Origin of the sequence: Burkholderia sp. MSHR3999 (assembly GCF_000833595.1) — a bacterium.
Classification (GTDB): domain Bacteria; phylum Pseudomonadota; class Gammaproteobacteria; order Burkholderiales; family Burkholderiaceae; genus Burkholderia; species Burkholderia ubonensis.
On record NZ_JRFO01000001.1, the window covers coordinates 1772600 to 1791891 of the forward strand.

At 66.4% G+C, this 19292-nt stretch carries 17 protein-coding genes; 6 read left to right on the forward strand and 11 right to left on the reverse strand.

Going from position 1 to position 19292, the window contains the following annotated elements; translation table 11 throughout:
- Nucleotides 1–76: 76 nt before the first annotated feature.
- Nucleotides 77–1093 (reverse strand): zinc-binding alcohol dehydrogenase family protein, encoded by a 1017-nt coding sequence (locus tag KY49_RS08225; protein WP_042584627.1) that lies wholly within the window; start codon nucleotides 1091–1093, stop codon nucleotides 77–79.
- A gap of 127 nt (nucleotides 1094–1220) precedes the next feature.
- Here KY49_RS08225 and KY49_RS08230 point away from each other — a divergent pair, with 127 nt between their 5' ends.
- Both KY49_RS08230 and serB read left to right on the forward strand, forming a co-directional pair.
- A complete protein-coding gene (locus KY49_RS08230; RefSeq protein WP_042584129.1) occupies nucleotides 1221–2174 on the forward strand; it encodes a LysR family transcriptional regulator in 954 nt (317 codons plus the stop codon).
- 227 nt (nucleotides 2175–2401) lie between these two features.
- The gene (serB, locus tag KY49_RS08235) at nucleotides 2402–3247 is read left to right on the forward strand and encodes a phosphoserine phosphatase SerB (RefSeq protein ID WP_042584130.1); all 846 of its coding nucleotides are present in this window, start codon (nucleotides 2402–2404) and stop codon (nucleotides 3245–3247) included.
- Between the two features lie 48 nt (nucleotides 3248–3295).
- Here serB and KY49_RS08240 read toward each other — a convergent pair whose 3' ends face one another.
- From KY49_RS08240 to rimO, 6 genes are all read right to left on the reverse strand, one after another.
- Entirely contained in the window at nucleotides 3296–4105 is an 810-nt protein-coding gene (locus tag KY49_RS08240; protein ID WP_042584131.1) for an IS5 family transposase, read from the reverse strand.
- Nucleotides 4106–4178: 73 nt separating this feature from the next.
- Complete coding sequence (locus KY49_RS08245) at nucleotides 4179–5375, reverse strand: cystathionine beta-lyase (RefSeq protein ID WP_042584132.1); 1197 nt, start codon at nucleotides 5373–5375, stop codon at nucleotides 4179–4181.
- 114 nt (nucleotides 5376–5489) lie between these two features.
- Nucleotides 5490–6056 carry a hypothetical protein gene (locus tag KY49_RS08250; RefSeq protein WP_010092283.1) on the reverse strand — a complete coding sequence of 189 codons (567 nt, stop codon included), beginning with the start codon at nucleotides 6054–6056 and terminating at the stop codon, nucleotides 5490–5492.
- Between the two features lie 19 nt (nucleotides 6057–6075).
- Complete coding sequence (gene bktB, locus KY49_RS08255; RefSeq protein WP_042584133.1) at nucleotides 6076–7266, reverse strand: beta-ketothiolase BktB; 1191 nt, start codon at nucleotides 7264–7266, stop codon at nucleotides 6076–6078.
- A gap of 65 nt (nucleotides 7267–7331) precedes the next feature.
- Nucleotides 7332–8258, reverse strand: coding sequence for a sugar kinase (locus KY49_RS08260; RefSeq protein ID WP_042584134.1), 927 nt, complete (start codon nucleotides 8256–8258; stop codon nucleotides 7332–7334).
- Between the two features lie 3 nt (nucleotides 8259–8261).
- A complete protein-coding gene (gene rimO / locus KY49_RS08265) occupies nucleotides 8262–9623 on the reverse strand; it encodes a 30S ribosomal protein S12 methylthiotransferase RimO (RefSeq protein ID WP_042584135.1) in 1362 nt (453 codons plus the stop codon).
- A 285-nt stretch (nucleotides 9624–9908) separates the two neighbouring features.
- Here rimO and KY49_RS08270 point away from each other — a divergent pair, with 285 nt between their 5' ends.
- From KY49_RS08270 to KY49_RS08280, 3 genes are all read left to right on the forward strand, one after another.
- Nucleotides 9909–11609, forward strand: coding sequence for a dihydroxyacetone kinase family protein (locus KY49_RS08270; RefSeq protein WP_042584136.1), 1701 nt, complete (start codon nucleotides 9909–9911; stop codon nucleotides 11607–11609).
- Nucleotides 11610–11878: 269 nt separating this feature from the next.
- Complete coding sequence (locus tag KY49_RS08275) at nucleotides 11879–13243, forward strand: M16 family metallopeptidase (protein ID WP_080414230.1); 1365 nt, start codon at nucleotides 11879–11881, stop codon at nucleotides 13241–13243.
- Nucleotides 13240–14586: a M16 family metallopeptidase gene (locus tag KY49_RS08280; RefSeq protein WP_042584137.1), complete on the forward strand. Its 1347-nt coding sequence runs from the start codon at nucleotides 13240–13242 to the stop codon at nucleotides 14584–14586. Before KY49_RS08275 ends, KY49_RS08280 begins: the two co-directional genes overlap by 4 nt.
- A gap of 132 nt (nucleotides 14587–14718) precedes the next feature.
- Here the strand turns inward: KY49_RS08280 and KY49_RS36990 are convergent, their stop codons facing one another.
- Complete coding sequence (locus KY49_RS36990; RefSeq protein ID WP_156162456.1) at nucleotides 14719–15036, reverse strand: hypothetical protein; 318 nt, start codon at nucleotides 15034–15036, stop codon at nucleotides 14719–14721.
- Nucleotides 15037–15914: 878 nt separating this feature from the next.
- Between KY49_RS36990 and KY49_RS08285 the strand changes: the two genes are divergently transcribed.
- Complete coding sequence (locus KY49_RS08285; RefSeq protein ID WP_042584138.1) at nucleotides 15915–16187, forward strand: hypothetical protein; 273 nt, start codon at nucleotides 15915–15917, stop codon at nucleotides 16185–16187.
- A 386-nt stretch (nucleotides 16188–16573) separates the two neighbouring features.
- On the opposite strand, the gene phaR is transcribed toward KY49_RS08285, so the two are convergent.
- The 3 genes from phaR to KY49_RS08300 form a co-directional block, all read right to left on the reverse strand.
- Entirely contained in the window at nucleotides 16574–17137 is a 564-nt protein-coding gene (phaR, locus tag KY49_RS08290) for a polyhydroxyalkanoate synthesis repressor PhaR (RefSeq protein WP_010092275.1), read from the reverse strand.
- A gap of 120 nt (nucleotides 17138–17257) precedes the next feature.
- A complete protein-coding gene (locus tag KY49_RS08295) occupies nucleotides 17258–17998 on the reverse strand; it encodes a 3-ketoacyl-ACP reductase (RefSeq protein ID WP_042584139.1) in 741 nt (246 codons plus the stop codon).
- A 104-nt stretch (nucleotides 17999–18102) separates the two neighbouring features.
- Nucleotides 18103–19284, reverse strand: a complete 1182-nt coding sequence (locus tag KY49_RS08300) for an acetyl-CoA C-acetyltransferase (RefSeq protein WP_042584629.1) — start codon at nucleotides 19282–19284, stop codon at nucleotides 18103–18105.
- Nucleotides 19285–19292: the final 8 nt, after the last annotated feature.

A 19292-nucleotide genomic window follows, 5' to 3' on the forward strand; every position in this document is an offset into this window, starting at 1 on the left:
CCCGCCATGCGCCCCGATCGCATCGGGTGTTACCCCGCTTGCGCTCGCCGCGCGTGCCGTGCGTTCGATGCTGCGCTCAGAAGCCGCTCAGCACCAGCTTGCCGATCGCGCGCCCCGCTTCCAGCAGCCGATGCGCGCGCCGCACGTTGTCCGCGTTGATCGCGCCGAGGTGCTCGCCGAGCGTCGTGCGCAGCACGCCGTCGTCGACGAGCCGCGCGACCTCGGTCAGCAGCTTGTGCTGCTCGATCATGTCCGGCGTCTCGAACATCGCGCGCGTGAACATGAATTCCCAGTGAAACGCGGCGCTCTTCGCCTTCAGCAGCTCGACCGGAATCGGCTTCGCATTCTCGACGATCGTGCAGATGCCGCCCTGCGGCCGGATCACCTCGGCCGCCGCCGGGAAGTGCCGGTCGGTGTCATTGAAGATCAGCACGTAGTCGACCTGCGGGTGGCCCGCGTCGCGCAGCTGCGCGGGCAAGTCGCCGAAGTGGTCGACGGCCTGGTCGGCGCCGAGCGCGCGCACCCACTGCGCCGATTCAGGCCGCGACGCGGTCGCGATCACGTGCAGCTTGCCCAGCGTCTTCGCAAGCTGGATCGCGATCGAGCCGACCCCGCCCGCGCCGCCGATGATCAGCACCGACTTGCCCGCGTCCGCGCCCTGCGGCGACACGCGCAGGCGGTCGAACAGCGCTTCCCACGCGGTCAGCGCGGTAAGCGGCAGCGCGGCAGCCGCCGCGAAGTCGAGCGTGCGCGGCTTCAGCGCGGCGATGCGCTCATCGACCGCGTGGTATTCGCTGTTCGCGCCCGGCCGCGTGATGCTGCCCGCGTAGAACACCTCGTCGCCCGGCCGGAACAGCGTCACGTCCGCGCCGACCGCGACGACCGTGCCGGCGGCGTCCCAGCCGAGCACGCGCGGCGCGGCTTCGACCTGCGGCTTCGGCGCGCGCACCTTGGTGTCGACCGGATTCACGGAAATCGCCTCGACCTTCACGAGCAGGTCGCGCGGGCCCGGAACGGGCTGCGGCAGCTCGACGTCGAGCAACGCCTGCGGATCGTCGATCGGCAGGTAACGGGTCAGTCCAACGGCTTTCATCATGCGGCTCCTTGCAGAGGGGATCGATCGGGCCGCGACGGCGGCCCTGTGACACCGCATCGTAGGCCGCGCGATCCTTCGTGAAAACCGCTATATTTCCTGAAACATTTTCCTGATTTCCCGAAGAATGACATCGGCCCCGACATCAGCCCCCATTCCCGCCCCCGACAAGCCGCTCGACCTGCTCGACGTCGGCCTGTTCGTGCGCGCGGCGCTGCTCGCGAACGTGACCGCCGCCGGCCGCGAATTCGGCGTGTCCGCCGCGGTCGCGAGCGCACGCATCGCGCAACTCGAACGCCAGCTCGGCGCCCGCCTGCTGCATCGCACCACGCGCCGCATCAGCCTCACGCAGGACGGCGAAGTCTTCATGGCGCGCGCCGAGGCGCTGCTCGCCGCCGCCGACGCCGCGCGCGCGTCGGTCGGCCACGGCCGCACCGAGCCGTACGGGCGCCTGAAGGTGTCGATGTCGTCGTCGTTCGGCCGCCAGCACGTCGCGCCGGTGATCCCCGCCTTCCTGCGCCGCTACCCATCGGTGTCGCTCGACCTGCGGCTGTCCGACGAGATCGTCGACCTGGTCGACGAAGGAATCGACGTCGCGATCCGGCTCGGCGCGCTGAAGGATTCGACGCTGGTCGCGCGCAAGCTCGCCGTGAACCGCCGCGTCGTGTGCTGCTCGCCCGCGTATCTCGCCGAGCACGGCGCGCCGCGCCATCCGGCCGATCTCGCGCAGCACGAATGCGTGATCCTCGGCGACCAGCGCGACTGGTCGTTCGTCACGCCGCAGGGGCCGCTCACGGTGCGCGTCGGCGGCCGGCTCGTCGCGAGCAACGGCGAGGCGATCCGCGAAGCGCTCGTCGACGGCTTCGGGATCGCGATCAAGTCGACCTGGGACGTCGCGCCCCAATTGGCGCGCGGCGCGCTCGTCACCGTGCTCGACGACTATCCGCTCGCCGACGAAGTCGCGATCTGGGCCGTCTACCCGAGCCGCGCGCACGTGCCGCTGAAGACGCTCGCGTTCATCTCATTCCTCGCCGGGCATTTCGGCGATCCGCCTTACTGGGATCGGGCGGATGCACGATAGACGGCGCGCGTAGCCGGTGCGGGCCGGCTCCGGGCGCGCGCGTGAATGAGCCCGACTGCCCGCCCGCGATCGCCGCGCGCCGCCGTCCGGCACCCGAGCCGCACCGACCGGCTACAATGTTGCGTTTGCGGCTCAGCCGCCCGCCGCCGGCATCGGGCGGGCCGGTTAGGCGTCGGCAGGCGGCCACAGCCGCCCACGCATTCCATTCGCATTCCAACCCATCCGTCATGATTCAGAATCTCGTCATCCAGAGCGTCGCGCCGTTGTCGGACGCGCATCACAAACCGTTGCTCGCGCTGGCGCGCGGCACCCGCGTCGTGCAGGTCGACGAGCACGCGCTGCGCATCGAGGGCGCCGATCCGGCGCAGCGGCCCGACATCGACGTGTATTGCGGCACGCACGCGCTCGACTTCGCGTTCGTCGATGCCGGCCGCACGCTGCGCGACTTCGGGCTCGTCGTGATGGACATGGATTCAACGCTGATCACGATCGAGTGCATCGACGAAATCGCGGATTTCTGCGGCCTGAAGGCGGAGGTGGCGGCGATCACCGAGGCGTCGATGCGCGGCGAGATCCGCGATTTCAACGAAAGCCTGATGCGCCGCGTCGCGCTGCTCGCCGGCCTCGACGCGCAGGCGCTCGAGCGCGTGTACGACGAGCGGCTGCGGCTGTCGCCGGGAGCGGAAACGATGCTCGCCGGCGCGAAGGCCGCCGGCCTGAAGACGCTGCTCGTGTCGGGCGGCTTCACGTTCTTCACCGAGCGCCTGAAGACGCGGCTCGGCCTCGACTTCGCGCACGCGAACACGCTCGAGATCGTCGACGGCAAGCTGACCGGGAAAGTGATCGGCGAGATCGTCAACGCCGACGTGAAGGCGCGCATGCTGCGCGACACGTGCGCGACGCTCGGCATCGCGCCGAGCCGCGCGATCGCGATGGGCGACGGCTCGAACGACCTCAAGATGATGGCGGAAGCCGGCCTGTCGGTCGCCTTCCGCGCGAAGCCGATCGTGCGCAGCGCGGCGACGGTCGCGTTCGATCACGTCGGCCTCGACGGCCTGCTGCGCCTGTTCTGAAATCAAAACGCCGGCGCGACCTCAGGTCACGCCGGCGCCTAGAGCCTGTTATGAACCTATATGAATGAGGTCGATGATTTTGGGCAGCATTAGACAGGCGAAGGCGAGGAAATGGAATCCGGCCAGCGTGTGAGGTAAGCGTTCATAGTCGCGCGCGAGGCGTCGAAAGCGCGCGGCCCATGCGAAGCTGCGCTCGACCACCCAGCGTCTGGGCAGCAACACGAAACCGCGTTTGGCCTCGGTGTGCTTGACCACCTCCAACTCAATGCCGTGGCTTTGTGCTGCCTGACGAGCCGCTTCGCCGGTATAGCCCTGATCCACGTACGCAAGCGCCACGCTCTGGCCGGTCAATTCTTGTACCGCATGCGCCAATTGCTCGACCTGTTCGCGATCCTGCTCATTGGCCGGTGTCACATGCAGTGCCAGCAACTGACCCAGAGTATCGACCGCCAGATGCACTTTCGAACCCTTGCGGCGCTTCGCGCCGTCGTAGCCGGCGCGTGCACCGGATTCCGGTGTCGATTGCAATGTGCGGCTGTCCAGGATCATGGCACTGGGTTGCGCTTTGCGTCCATCGCACACGCGCAACAGTTCTCGCAGATCATGCACGATCGCCTCGAAACAGCCCGCTCGCATCCAGCGCTGCGTCTGTTGATAGACCGCTTCCCACGGGGGCAGGTCATTAGGCAACATGCGCCACGGCGCGCCGCTTCTGATCAGCCAGCGCAGCGCATTGAAGACCTCGCGAAGCTCGTGGCGGCGTTGTTCACTGTCTTCTCGCACCAGCGCCAGATACGGCACTACGAACGACCATTCTTCGTCGCTTACATCGCTCGGATAAGGCTTGCGGGTTTTCATCCCGACATATTGCCTTATCAGCGGCAAAGTTCATAACATCCTCTAGGGCCTGTCCTGCCTGCCCGCGCGCCGCTCAGCCGAGCGTCGCCTGCATCGCGCGCTCGATGTCCGCGCGCAGGTCGGCCTCGTCCTCGAGGCCGACGTAGAAGCGCACCAGCGTGCCGCGATGCGGCCACGCCGGCCGCATCGACGCGACGTCGTACGGCATCGCGAGGCTGCACGCGCCGCCCCAGCTCCAGCCGATCGCGAACAGCTCCAGCGCCTCGACGAAGCGGTCGACCTGCTCCGCGCTGTAGCGCGCGTCGAAGATCACCGAGAACAGGCCGCCCGCCGCCGGAGCGCCGCCCGCGGTGAAATCGCGAACGAACGACGCATGGCCCGGACAATCCGGCAGTTGCGGATGCAGCACGGTCGCGATTTCGGGCCGCGCCTTCAGCCAGTGCGCGAGCGCGAGCGCGCTCTTGCTGTGCGCGTCGAAGCGCGCCTTCATGCTCGGCAGGCTGCGCAGCACGAGCGAGCAGTCGTCGACCGACACGCCGATCCCGCAGCGCATCCGCGCAAGCTTCAGATGCGCGTGCAGCGCCGCGTCCGCGGTGATCGTCGCGCCCATCAGCAGGTCGCTGCCGCCCGACTGGTATTTGGTCAGCGCTTGCACCGAGATGTCGACGCCGTGCTCGAACGGCTTGAACGCGAGCCCCGCCGAATACGTGTTGTCGATCGCGGTGACGACGCCGCGCTGCTTCGCGACCGCCGTGATCGCCCGGACGTCCGGCACTTCCATCGTCACCGAGCCGGGCGCCTCGAGCCAGATCAGGCGCGTGTTCGGCCGGATCAGGTCCGCAATGCCGGCGCCGACGAGCGGATCATAGAAACGCGCGGTGATGCCGAAATCCTTGGCGAGCCAGTTGCCGAAATCGGCGTTCGGGCCGTAGACGTTGTGCGGGATCAGCACGTCGTCGCCTGCCTTCACCAGGCCGAAGTAGACATTCACGATCGATGCGAGACCCGACGGCTGCAGCAGCGCGTGCGTGCCGCCCTCGATCTCCGCGAGCCGTTGCGCGAGCGCGAGCGAGGTCGGCGTCGCGTGCAGGCCGTAGCGCCACTGGCTGTCCTGGCGCCAGTCGAGGTTGCGCATCGTCGCGAGGTCGGGAAACACGACCGTCGACGCGCGCGCGACCGGCGCGACGAACGAACGGAAGCCTTCCGGAATCACGTCGTCCGGTTGAACGATGCGGGTTTGCAGCGCGCGCTTGGAAGTGGATGCAGTCATGGCGATGAGGCCGGGAGAAAGCCGAACGGTTGCTAAACGGACCGTCAGCATAGTCAAAACGGCCGCGTTTGGCCCGGTACAATGCGCGCCGCGCACACCGAGCCAGCGCGGGACTCAGTCGTCGGCGCGCAGGTCGACGACGCCGCCAACCGTCTCGATCTCCTGCACGCGGCCATCGCGCACCTGCAGCGCCGCGCGCGACCCGCGCGCCGGCCGCAGCACGACCGGCTGCGGGTCCGATTCATCCGAGTTCATCCGGTCCGCCTTCAGGCCGCCCGACGCATCGAAGCGGCCGATCCACACGCCGGTGATGTTGGTGCCGTCGTTCGATTCCTCGATTTCGAGCGTATCGCCGTCGCGGTCGCCGGCCAGCAGGATCACTTCGCCCGTGTCGGCGAACTGGTACTCGCCGTGCACGCCCTCTTCGTTCTCCTTCGGACCGAGACGCACGACGATCGGCCGGCCGCCGAGCGTGCCTTCGTAGCGCGGCAGGCGGGCGAACTCGGGGTTCGGCTTGAGCGGCCGCGCGGGGGCCGAGTCGTCCCGCTGCAGGTCCTGTTGCGGGTCCTGCTGCGCGTCCGGCGCGATGACGTGCGCCGCGAATGCGTGCGGCGTCGCGATGCCCGCCGCCAGCGCGCATGCGACGACGAGTGCCCGTTGCCATCCCGAATATCGACCCACCTTGTGTTGCTCCTTGCTCTCAGATCCGCTCGAAAATCGCGGCGATGCCCTGCCCGCCGCCGATACACATCGTCACGAGCGCGTAACGGCCGCCGATGCGCTGCAGTTCGTACAGCGCCTTCACGGCAATCAACGCGCCCGTCGCGCCGATCGGGTGACCGAGCGAAATGCCCGACCCGTTCGGATTCACCTTCGCCGGGTCCAGCCCCAGCGCCTTCGTCACCGCGCAGGCCTGCGCGGCGAATGCCTCGTTTGCCTCGATCACGTCGAGATCCGCGACCGTCAGCCCTGCGCGCTCGAGCACCTTGCGCGTCGCCGGCACCGGGCCGATTCCCATGTACGCGGGATCGACGCCTGCGTGCGCATATGCGACGAGACGCGCGAGCGGCCGCGCGCCGCGCTGCTCGGCCACGCCGCGCTCCATCAGCAGCACCGCGGCGGCCGCGTCGTTGATGCCCGACGCATTGCCGGCCGTCACCGTGCCGTTTTCCTTGACGAACACCGGGCGCAGCTTCGTGAAGTCATCGGCGCTCGCGTCGTGCCGCACATGCTCGTCGCGGTCGAACATGACCGGCGTGCCCTTCTTCGACCCGATCAGCTCGACCGGCAGGATCTGGTCCTTGAAATAGCCGGCCTGCGCCGCATGCGACGCGCGCCGGTGCGATTCGAGCGCCAGCGCGTCCTGCTCGTCGCGCGAGATCCCGTATTTCGCCGCGACGTTCTCCGCCGTCACGCCCATGTGGATCGACTGGAACGGATCGTTCAGCGCGCCGACCATCATGTCGACGACGCGCATGTCGCCCATCCGCTGGCCGAACCGCGCGGCCTGCATCGAATACGGCGCGCGGCTCATGTTTTCCGCGCCGCCGGCGATCGCGATGTCCGCATCGCCGAGCAGCACGCCCTGCGCGGCCGACACGATCGCCTGCAGGCCCGAGCCGCACAGTCGGTTGACGGTGAACGCGGGTGCGTGCTGCGCGACGCCGCCGTCGATCGCGGCGACCCGCGCGAGGTACATGTCCTTCGGCTCGGTATGCACGACGTTGCCGAACACCACGTGGCCGACCTCGTCGCCCGACACCTGCGCGCGCTGCAGCACTTCGCGCACGACCTTCGCGCCCAGCTCAGTCGGCGGGACATCCTTCAGGCTGCCGCCGAAATCACCGATCGCGGTCCGCACGCCGCTCACCACCACCACTTCACGCTGCATGTTGCCTCCTCATCCTCTATCCGAATGAAACAACCACGTGGACCGGCCGGCGTGCGGCATGCGCGTCAGCCCTGCATCAAGCGCTCCACCGCGTCCCGCCGCGGAATCGGCGCGACCGCGCCGTAGCCCGTCGTCGACAGCGCCGCCGCCGCGTTCGCGTAGCGCGCCGCCGTGAACGGATCGTCGCCCGCGACGATCCGCGCGACGAACGCGCCGCCGAAGCAGTCGCCCGCGCCCGTCGCGTCGATCGCCTCGACCGTGAAGCCCGGCACGACGCGCCGTTCGTGCGGCGTCGCGACATACGCGCCGTCCTTGCCGAGCTTCAGCGCGACGACCTGCGGCCCGAGCTCGAGCATCGCGTCGACGATCGCATCGCGATCGTCCGCGCCCGTGATCGCCGTGACGTCTTCCCAGCTCGGCAGGCAGATGTCCGTCTGGCGCAGCGCTTCGCGCATCACCGCGCGGGCGCGCGGCAGCGGCCACAGCTTCAGGCGCAGGTTCGTGTCGAAGCTGACCTTCGCGCCGTTGCGGCGCGCATGCTCCATCGCCGCGAACGCGGCGTCGCACGCGGCCGTGCCGATCGCGAGGCTGATGCCCGACAGGTGCACGGCCTTCGCGGCGGCGAGCGCGTCGAGCGGCAGGTCGCCGGTCGCGTAGCGGCTCGCGGCCGAGCCGGCGCGCAGGTAGTCGAACTGATGGCCGTTCGGGCCGTGCGTGACGAAGTACACGCCGGTCGGCGCCGCATGGTCGATGCGCACGTACGTCGTGTCGACGCCTTCACTGCGCCACAGGTCGCTCAGCAGCCGGCCGAACGGGTCGTCGCCGACCGCCGACACGAAGCCCGCCGACGCGCCCTGGCGCGCGGCCGCGATGCAGAAGTTCGACGTGTCGCCGCCGAAGCCCTGCAGGAATTCGGGGCGGCCCGGCTGCGACTGGTTGAATTCGACCATCGCCTCGCCGAGCGCGAGGATCTCCGGAAACGGCGCCGCCATTGCTTACACCTCGCCCCACAGATCGTGACCGTCGGCGCCCGTGATCTTCACGGACACGAAATCGCCGACCTTGTAGCGCTTCGACGCCTTCTGCGCCGGCTCGACGTAGACGACGCCGTCGATTTCCGGCGCGTCCGCCGCCGTGCGGCCGATGCCGCCTTCGTCGCTCACTTCGTCGATCAGCACCTTCAGCGTCTTGCCGACCTTGCGCTCGATGCGCTTCGCCGACACCTCCTCGGCCACTTCCATGAAGCGCGCGCGGCGCGCCTCGCGCACGTCGTCGGGCAGCGCGCCGTCCAGTTCGTTCGCGGTCGCGCCTTCGACCGGCGAATACGCGAAGCAGCCGACGCGGTCGAGCTCCGCCTCGCGGATGAAGTCGAGCAGCGTCTCGAACTGCGCCTCGGTCTCGCCGGGGAAGCCCGCGATGAACGTGCTGCGGATCGTCAGGTCCGGGCAGATCTCGCGCCACTTCTGCACGCGCTCGAGCACCTTCTCGGCGTTCGCCGGGCGCTTCATGCGCTTGAGCACTTCCGGATGCGCGTGCTGGAACGGCACGTCGAGGTACGGCAGCACGTGGCCCTTGAACGGACCTTCGGCCATCAGCGGAATGACTTCATCGACGCTCGGATACGGATACACGTAGTGCAGGCGCACCCACGCGCCGTACTGCGCCGCGAGCTCGCCGAGCGCGGCCACCAGGTCGGTCATGCGCGTCTTGATCGGCTTGCCGCTCCAGAAGCCCGTGCGGTATTTGACGTCGACGCCGTAGGCGCTCGTGTCCTGCGAGATCACGAGCAGCTCCTTGACGCCGGACTTGAACAGGTTCTCCGCTTCGAGCATCACTTCGGCGACCGGGCGCGACACGAGGTCGCCGCGCATCGACGGGATGATGCAGAACGTGCAGCGGTGGTTGCAGCCTTCGGAAATCTTCAGGTATGCGTAGTGGCGCGGCGTGAGCTTGATGCCGGCCGCGGGCACGAGGTCGACGAACGGATCGTGCGGCTTCGGCAGGTGCGAATGGACCGCCTGCATCACCTCGCCGACCGCGTGCGGGCCGGTGACCGCGAGCACCTTCGGATGCACTTCCTCGATCAGGCCCGAGCCGCTTGCGCTCTTTTTCGCGCCGAGGCAGCCGGTGACGATCACCTTGCCGTTTTCGGTCAGCGCCTCACCGATCGCGTCGAGGCTCTCCTGCACGGCTTCGTCGATGAAGCCGCAGGTGTTGACGACGACGAGGTCGGCGCCGTCGTAGGTGCCGGAGATTTCATAGCCCTCGGCGCGCAGCTGGGTGATGATTTGTTCGGAGTCGACTAGCGCCTTCGGGCAGCCAAGCGAAACGAAGCCTACTTTCGGGGATTGGGACATCTTGAATGTGGGGGCGTGGCGGCAAAAACGTGAGTTTACAGCCATTTAGGGTTCGGCGAGCCAAAATGAGCGGGCGGAATTCGCGAGCCAAGGGCGACCTGCGTATCGCCCCTTGTTCTTTCATCTGATGTATCGTGGCGCGATGCGCGCGCCGAACAACGGCCGTTGCGTCGCCGCATGCGGCCGGCAAACGGCGCGCCCGCCTCCAAAAACACGAAAGCGAAGGTCGTCCGACACGCAAGCGCGCTCGGCCAAGCCCCTGTCACCTACCCTGAAACCACCGCCATGAAGAAGCTTGTCAACCGCCCGTCCGACGTCGTGCGCGAAATGCTGGAAGGCATCGCGCGGCAGTCGCCGCATCTCGCGATCCTCGGCGACGATCACGTGCTCGTCCGCAAGACGCTTCCCGAACCGTCGCAGCGCGCGGTCGCGGTCCTTTCCGGCGGCGGCAGCGGCCACGAGCCCGCGCACGGTGGCTACGTCGGCGACGGGATGCTGAGCGCGGCCGTCTGCGGCGAGGTGTTCACGTCGCCATCCACCGACGCCGTGCTGGCCGCGATCCGCGCGACCGCCGGCCCGAACGGCGCGTTGCTCGTCGTCAAGAACTACACGGGCGACCGGCTCAATTTCGGGCTCGCCGCCGAACTCGCGCGCGCGGAAGGCATTCCGGTCGAGACGGTCGTCGTCGCCGACGACGTGTCGCTGCGCGAGCGCGTCGAGCGCGGGCAGCGACGCGGGATCGCGGGCACCGTCCTGATCCACAAGCTCGCCGGTGCCGCCGCCGCACGCGGGCTGCCGCTCGCCCGCGTCGCCGCGATCGCGCGCGAGGCCGCGGCCGATCTCGGCACGATGGGCGTCGCGCTCGACGGCTGCACGATTCCGGGCGCCGACAAGTCGGGCTTCCGCCTCGCCGACCACGAAATCGAGCTCGGCCTCGGCATCCATGGCGAAAAAGGCGTCGAACGCACTGCGCCGCTGCCGGCCGACGCGCTGGTCGACACGCTGCTGTCGAGCATCGTCGGCGATCTCGTCCTCGCCGGCGGCGAACGGGTCGCACTGCTCGTCAACGGTCTCGGCGCGACGCCCGACATGGAGCTGGCGATCGTGCTGCGCGCCGCGTACGACAACCTGAGCCGGCGCGGCATCGCCGTCGAACGCGCATGGGCCGGCACGTTCCTGTCGGCGCTCGACATGCCCGGCTGCTCGATTTCCGTGCTGCGGCTGAACGACGAGCGTGCGGCGTTGCTCGACGCGCCGACGCAGGCGCGCGCGTGGCCGGGCGGCGGCGCTGTCAACCCGCAGATCCGGGTGGCCGCCGCGGAAACCCGCGATGCGCCACCCGCAGCGCTCGACGCAACCGGCCGCGCATGGGCCGCGCGCCTGCGGCCGGCACTGCACGCGGTCGCGCGCACGCTGATCGACAACGAAGCGACGCTGGCGGAACTCGACGCGGCGGCCGGCGATGGCGATCTCGGCGCGAGCATGCATCGGGCCGCGCAGGCGATTCTCGAATTGCCCGACGCCGCGTACGGCACGCCGGCCGGCGCGCTCGCGGCGCTGGGCGCCACGTTGCGTCGCGCGATCGCGGGCAGTTCGGGGCCGTTCTATGCGACCGCGCTGCTGCGTGCGTCGCGCCGCCTTGCCGACGTCGCCGAACCATCGGCGCGCGACTGGGCCACGGCGTTCCGCTGTGCGGTGGAGTCGATCGGTGAGCTGGGCGGTGCGCGCGCCGGCGACCGGACGATGCTCGATGCGCTCGTGCCGGCCGTCGACGCGTTCGGCCGTGCGCTTGAAGACGATCGGAACGGCGCCGCCGCATGGGCGGCAGCCGTCGAAGCCGCCGAACGCGGCGCGCAGGAAACGGCCCGCATGACGCCGCGCGCGGGGCGTGCGAGCTATCTGGGCGAACGCGCGATCGGCACGCCCGACGGAGGCGCCGTCGCGGTCGCGCTCTGGTTGCGGGCGTTGCTGCCGCACGTGCAGTGAGCGGCGACTCGGCCGGGCTCGCCAATTGAAGTGGTGTTGCAATAATCAAGTGCGTCGCAGTCGTTGCGCTACTCGACAGCCCCTTCGACCATTGCGTACCGGACAACGATAGAAGCACGGTCTTCGCCACGCTGGACGAACGCAAGGATGACTGACCGCTATCTGTCCGGGCGCACGGTCGCGAAGATGCGTTCGCCCCCTTCTCGCCGGCCACTCAGGCCGGCGTCTAACCCTCCGCAATCATCCTGCCGAAACGAAAGGACGACTCCATGTCATTACGACGTTTGATACGCACAGGGCTCTCGCTATGCCTGTTGATCGCAGGCACGGCGATGGCCCAACCGGTCGAAGTCCCGGGTTTTACCCACGTGCGCTCCCTGGGCGGTATCGACGAATACCGCCTGGACGCCAACGGCCTCACCGTGCTGGCCATGCCCGACCCTGCCGCGACGGTAGTCAGTCTCCAGGTGTTGTACAAGGTGGGTTCACGCAACGAGGTCACCGGCACCACCGGCGGCACCCACCTGCTGGAGCACCTGATGTTCAAGGGAAGCCGGCACTACAACAGGGAACAAGGCAACTCGCTGAACGTCTACATGGAGCGGGTAGGCGCCAGTTTCAACGCCACCACCTCGATGGACCGCACCAACTACTTCGGCACCCTCGGGCGCGATGCGTTGGAAGGCTATATCGCCATCGAGGCCGACCGCATGCGCAACCTGCTGCTGCGCCCGGAAGACCTGGCCAGCGAAATGACGGTGGTGCGCAACGAGTACGAGCAGGGCGAGAACAATCCTTTCCGCGCCTTGTTCCAGCAGGTGCTGGCCACCGCTTACCAGGCGCACCCCTACCATCATCCCACCATCGGCTGGCGTACCGACATCGAGCATGCCAGCGTGAACAAGCTGCGAGCCTTCTACGACACCTACTACTGGCCGGACAATGCGGTGGTCATCCTGGTCGGAGACTTCCGGCCTGAGCAGGCGCTCGGCTGGGTGAAGCAGTACTACGGCGACATCCCGCGCGCACCCACGGCGATCCCGGCGTTGACTACCGAGGAACCGCCGCAGCAGGGGCCGCGACGGCTGGTGCTCAAGCGGGCCGGTGCAACGGGCAATCTGATCATAGCGTTCAAGGCGCCTAACGCGCTGCATCCCGATGCGGCGGCGCTGACCGTGCTGGGCCTCGTATTGAGCCAGGGCAAGAGCAGCCCGCTGTATCGCACGCTGGTGGACACCGCGGTTGCCACGAATGCCGGAGCCAGCTTCTTTGCACTGCGCGATCCCGGTCCGTTTCTGGTCACGATCAGCCTGTCGCCCAACGCCAGACATGCGGACGCCGAGAAAATCGCGTGGGCCGAACTGGAGCGTATCAAGACCCACGGGGTGACCCGCGAGGATATCCAGCGGGTGTTGGGACCTTACCGGGCCGAGCAGATCTACAAGCGCGACGGTGTCAGCATGACCTCCGCTCTGCTGGGCGAGGCGGTCGCGCAGGGTGATTGGACCCGGTTCGTCACCGAGCTGGAACAGTTGGAAAAAGTCACGCCCGCCGATGTGCAGCGAGTGGCCCGCAAGTACCTCGATGAAGACCAGAGCACCACCGGCTGGTTCGTACCGGAGAAATCCACATGATGCGCGTTCGTTTCAACTCCCTGCGGCCGTGGTTGGTGCTGTTCGCCGCGCTGTGGTTGCCTGTCGCGGCTCAGGCGGGCATCGCCGATCGCGTCGTGCGCTCGCGGGCCGGCAGCATCGACCTGTTGGTCTATCCCATGGCGCCGCAGGAGATGGTGTCCGTGTCCGGCGTGATGCCGCTCGGCGATGCCGATGCGGCCAGTAAGGCGGCCAATCCCGCCGTGCCCTTGCTGACCGGCATGTTGCTGCAGGAAGGCAGCGCCCGCCGCGACAAGGTGGCCATCTCCGCGCTGCTGGACAGCCTGGGCGCGCACTTGTCGTTCCGGACCGAGGGAGGCTACGTCGGCATACGCGGGCAAAGCCTGACCAAGGATTTGCCTACGCTGATCGAGTTGATGGCCGAGCAGTTGCGCCTGCCGGCCTTCAAGGCGGAGGAACTCGGCAAGGCCAAGACCCGGCTGGAGGCTCAAGTCCGCCAGAGAGGGGAAAATCCGTCCGCGCAGGCCGCCGAGGCGCTGTATCGAGCCATCTACCCCGACGCGCACCTCAACGCCCCGGTGCCGCGTGAGCGGATGCTCCAGGCCATCGCCTCCGCCACGCTGGACGATATCAAGGCGTTTCATCGGGCCTACTATGGTCCGGCGCATATGACCCTGGTCGTGGTGGGCGGCGCGGACCCTCGCCGCCTGCAGTCCTGGGTGGCCGACGCTTTCGCCGGCTGGAGCGGTGGCATGGCTCTCGTGCGGCAGGGGCCGCCACGCAAGGCGAACCAGGCCGACACGCAGCGCATCGCGATGAAGGACAAGGCGTCCATCAGCGTGATGCTGGGTCAAGCCATCGACGTGCGTGCCAACGACGCCGACTTCCTGCCCTTGAGCGCGGCCGTCAACATCCTCGGCAGCGGCTTCACCGGCCGGCTGATGGCGAGCGTCCGCGACAAGGAAGGCCTGACCTACGGCATCCGTGCCAGCCTGTCGGGCCTCTCCCTCATGGACGGAGGATTCCTCGTCAACACCAGCTTCGCCCCGCCCCTGCTGGACAAGGGCGTCGCAAGCACCCGCCGCGTACTGGAAGCCTGGTGGAAACAGGGCATCACCCAGGCGGAACTGGATGCGCGCAAGGACGGCATGATCGGCCGCCATCAAGTCGCCATGGAAACCACGGGACAGATGGCCGCCATGCTCACTCAGACGGTGCTCCAGGACCGCCCTCTGAGCGACCTGGATACCTATCCCGAGCGCATCCGCGCGCTGACCGTGGACCAGGTCAACGCCGCCATCCGCAAGCATCTGGACCCCAGCAAGATGGTGCTGGTCGAGGCGGGGACGTTTGCGGAGAAATAGCACGCCTGCCGCTTGATCGCTTCACTCCGACCCGGCTTCGCCCGGGTCGTCGCTTTTCGCCAAGATCCGCGCCGCGCTCCCCGGTAATCCGCGACGAACCCGAAAATATGGGGTTCACGAAGAAGTTGAAGCTCAGGCTCGCACGACCTGCCATGTTCCGCTACCGGCATCACGATTGTAAAAATATGAAGCCGAGACGTTAAACAGGAAACCGGAGCCAGGACTGGCGTGGTTGCGGGTGTCCAGAAAGCCGGCGCCGTTATTGAAATCATTTAAAAGATGCAACCGATCTCCGGCGACGAGACTCGGGTTATCGTTGGCATTTGAGTCAATTAAAATGTGCCAGACAGCCGACCCATTACCTGTCGCCACACCGAAATCACCATTGGGCAAAAATGTGTTGCCGAACAGCACCAAACCTGCCTCATTCTTGATAGCCAGAATGGCCACCCGATCGCAGCTTCTAATTATATTCCCATTATCCGTGGCGCCACCGAGCGAAAAAATCACCCATTGCGTTACAGCGTCATAGCCATTTATGGACGAATATGTTCCGACATCGTCGACGGCACCGGCAATGGTCGACCCGCCCCTGCGCCGAGATAGCTACCGCCCTGATAGCCGTTAATGAAACGAACTACATCGCCATATCTAATGTAATCTTCCATTTTCACTCTCTGTGTCGTGACGCATTGGTCAGCGCAGCCATGCAAGGATGGGAACGCACTGAAAACATACCCTTCGCCAAACATCACATCAACCATACCCGGTTACACGGCAGCAAAACAATCAGCCTAATAACAGCAAGAAACAAACACGTCACTCAACAAAATCATGCACCATTCAACAAACGCAAATATCCCGTGCAACTTGCGCAAAGGCCGCCGAGTAGCGTCTTGCCGCGCACCTCCAATGCTCACCTCATCGCGATCTCGCCATTAACTGCCCAGCTCAATATCGCCGACCATTATTCACGACATCCACAACTACCACCAACACACTGAACAATACCTGCCACAATATCGAGAGATCAAATCAATCCGGCCGCTTATCAATCCAGAGAAACGATAAATTAATTTAATTGGAATTGTTCAATGCCAAACCATAATCTCTGTTGCGCACCGCAGCACGGGAACTCTGCAACCGAATTACCAAGCAACACGAAACCCCAGACAACCTTTCAAGACAGATAACCCACATCGGGAAGCCGCAGAACCAAAACGAACTACAAGGTCACAGACGCCGTTTCTCATAAAAACAAACGCCACCTCACCGAGCATCAACCGCGTCAAAAACTACATCATCGATTCACTCATAAAGGAAAAATCGTGAAAAAGATTGCACCGATGCTTTTTACTGCCATGATGCTCGCCTCTTCCTATGCGTCTGCTGATACGCTGTGCAAAGCCGGCAAGATCGACAAGGTCGAAACGGATACCAGCGGCAATCTGGTGGTCGTCATTGCCGACGGCTCCTACGCGTTCAGCACGAAGGAATTTTTCCCGATCATCTATTCCGCCTATAACGACAACCGGAATTTCTTCGTCTACGGCAATGGATGCGCTAACGGAACGGTAGCAACTCGTTTCGCGATTCGATAAGCGCACCTCGCGGTTAGTCGACGGCAACGGCGATTAACTTTTATTTTCATGTCGGCCGCCGGCATTCGCCGGTCGGCCTCTCTTGCGGTTGCCTGACGCCACTTTTTTTCGGCGCACGAAATCCACCCGCATCTGTCGTGCGCGGAAGATCGGGAAACCGGGAGCAACACGCTACGGCAGCGATTCAGGCTTGCTCCGCGCATCGGAGAGCCACGAACCCCGCAGGCGCCGATGCGAACGACCGGCCCCTGGCATCGAACGGCGCCGCCGTCGCAGCGGACCACGAGTCCGCACGACATGCGGCGACCTTGGCGCAATACGACAGACTTGCGTCCATCCCGCGCGACCCCGGCGCGGCGCGTTGCGCGCCCGCACCGCCTATCCGCTTACTTCTTCTCCGGCTCCGAGCCAGGCGGCTTGAACGGAAACGAGCTGAACATCGACTTCGCCTGATTCTGCATCTGCTCCTGCATCTGGACGAACATGTTCTTCGATTGCTCGATGTAGCTCGTCATCATGCCCTGCATCATCGGCGCCTGCATGTTCATGAACTGCGACCAGATCTCCGGATTCATCGCATTGTTCTCATACAGGTTCTTCGACTGGTCCGCGAGCTTGTTCTGGATGTCGATGAACGCCTGGATGTTCTTCTCCAGGTAGGTGCCCATCATCCCCTGCATCGCATGCCCGTAGAAGCGAATGATCTGCGACAGCATCGATGACGAGAACATCGGCACGCCGCCGCTTTCCTCTTCAAGGATGATCTGCAGCAGGATGCTGCGGGTCAGGTCTTCGCTCGATTTCGCGTCGACGACCTTGAAATCCTCCTGGTCCAGCACGAGCTGTTTCACGTCGGTAAGCGTGATGTACGTGCTTGTCTCGGTATCGTAGAGCCGGCGGTTCGGATATTTCTTGATGAGCCGTTCAGCCGTTTTCTTTGTAGTAGTCATGTAACGCCTTTAAGTGCCAGCGCAGCGCAGTGACGATCCCCCGCCGCCCGCAATACGGGCGGCGGGGCCCCTTTGCAAACGCCGAGCCGCGCGGCCACCCGGCCCGCGCGGCTCGGGGGCTCAGCCCATGTGCAGGCCGCCGTTCAGCGAGAAGTCGGCGCCCGTCGCGAAGCCCGAATCGTTCGACGCGAGCCACGCGACGATCGAGCCGATCTCCTCGGGTGCGCCGAGCCGACGCACCGGAATCGTCGCGACGATCTTCTCGAGCACGTCCGGACGGATCGCCTTGACCATGTCGGTGCCGATGTAGCCCGGCGACACGGTGTTGACCGTCACGCCCTTCGTCGCGACTTCCTGCGCGAGCGCCATCGTGAAGCCGTGAATGCCGGCCTTCGCGGTCGAGTAGTTGGTCTGGCCGAACTGGCCCTTCTGGCCGTTCACCGACGAGATGTTGATGATCCGGCCCCAGCCGCGCTCGACCATGCCGTCGATCACCTGTTTCGTCACGTTGAACAGGCTCGTCAGGTTCGTGTCGATGACGGCGGTCCAGTCCTCGCGCGTCATCTTGCGGAACACGACGTCGCGCGTGATGCCCGCGTTGTTGACCAGCACGTCGATCTCGCCGACCTCGGCCTTGACCTTGTCGAACGCTTCCTTGGTCGAGTCCCAGTCGCCGACATTGCCTTCCGATGCGATGAAGTCGAACCCGAGCGCCTTCTGGTCCTCGAGCCACTTCACGCGACGCGGCGAGTTCGGGCCGCAGCCCGCGACCACCTTGAAACCGTCCTTCGACAGGCGCTGGCAGATGCTGGTGCCGATGCCGCCCATGCCGCCCGTTACGTAAGCAATTCGCTGAGACATAAATCCCACTCCATTTTTTTGGTTTCGGGAGCCGCCGGGGCCCCTCTGACTTCACGCGGCGCCGGCCGGACCTCACGGCCGGCGCCGAGAACCGGACAGCGGGATTACGGACGCTCGACCGCGAGCGCGACGCCCATCCCGCCACCGATGCACAGCGACGCCAGCCCGCGCTTCGCGTCGCGCTTGACCATCTCGTGCAGCAGCGTCACCAGGATCCGGCAGCCCGATGCCCCGATCGGATGACCGATCGCGATCGCCCCGCCGTTCACGTTCACCTTCGACGTGTCCCAGCCCATCTGCTTGTGCACCGCCAGCGCCTGCGCCGCGAACGCCTCGTTGATCTCCATCAGGTCCAGGTCGCCCGGCGTCCAGCCCGCGCGCTCCAGACACCGGCGCGACGCCGGCACCGGACCCATCCCCATCACGCTCGGGTCCACCCCCGCGTTCGCGTACGCCTTGATCCGCGCCAGCGGCGTCAGACCCAGCGCCGCCGCCTTCTGCGCCGACATCACCAGCACCGCCGCCGCGCCGTCGTTGATCCCCGACGCGTTCGCCGCCGTCACCGTGCCGTCCTTCGCGAACGCCGGCTTCAGCCCCGCCAGCGCGTCCGCCGTCACGCCGTGACGCACGAACTCGTCGGTCGCGAACTGCAGCGGCTCGCCCTTCTTCTGCGGGATCGCCACCGGCACGATCTCGGCGTCGAAACGCCCGGCCTTCTGCGCCGCTTCCGCCTTGTTCTGCGACAGCGCCGCGAATGCGTCCTGCTCCGCGCGCGTGATCCCGTATTCCTTCGCGACGTTCTCCGCCGTGATCCCCATGTGGTACTGGTTGTACACGTCCCACAGCCCGTCGACGATCATCGTGTCGACCAGCTTCGCGTCGCCCATCCGGAACCCGTCGCGCGAGCCCGGCAGCACGTGCGGCGCCGCGCTCATGTTCTCCTGCCCGCCCGCGACCACGATCTCCGCGTCGCCGGCGATGATCGCGTTCGCCGCCAGCATCACCGCCTTCAGGCCCGAGCCGCACACCTTGTTGATCGTCATCCCCGGCACCGCGCTCGGCAGCCCGGCCTTGATCAGCGACTGCCGCGCCGGGTTCTGGCCCGAGCCGGCCGCCAGCACCTGGCCCATGATCACTTCGCTCACCTGCTCCGGCTTCACGCCGGCGCGCTCCAGCACCGCGCGAATCACCGTCGCGCCCAGCTCCGGCGCCGCGATCTTCGCGAGCGTGCCGCCGAATTTGCCGACCGCGGTCCGCGCGGCCGATACGATCACTACGTCCGTCATTTCCATTT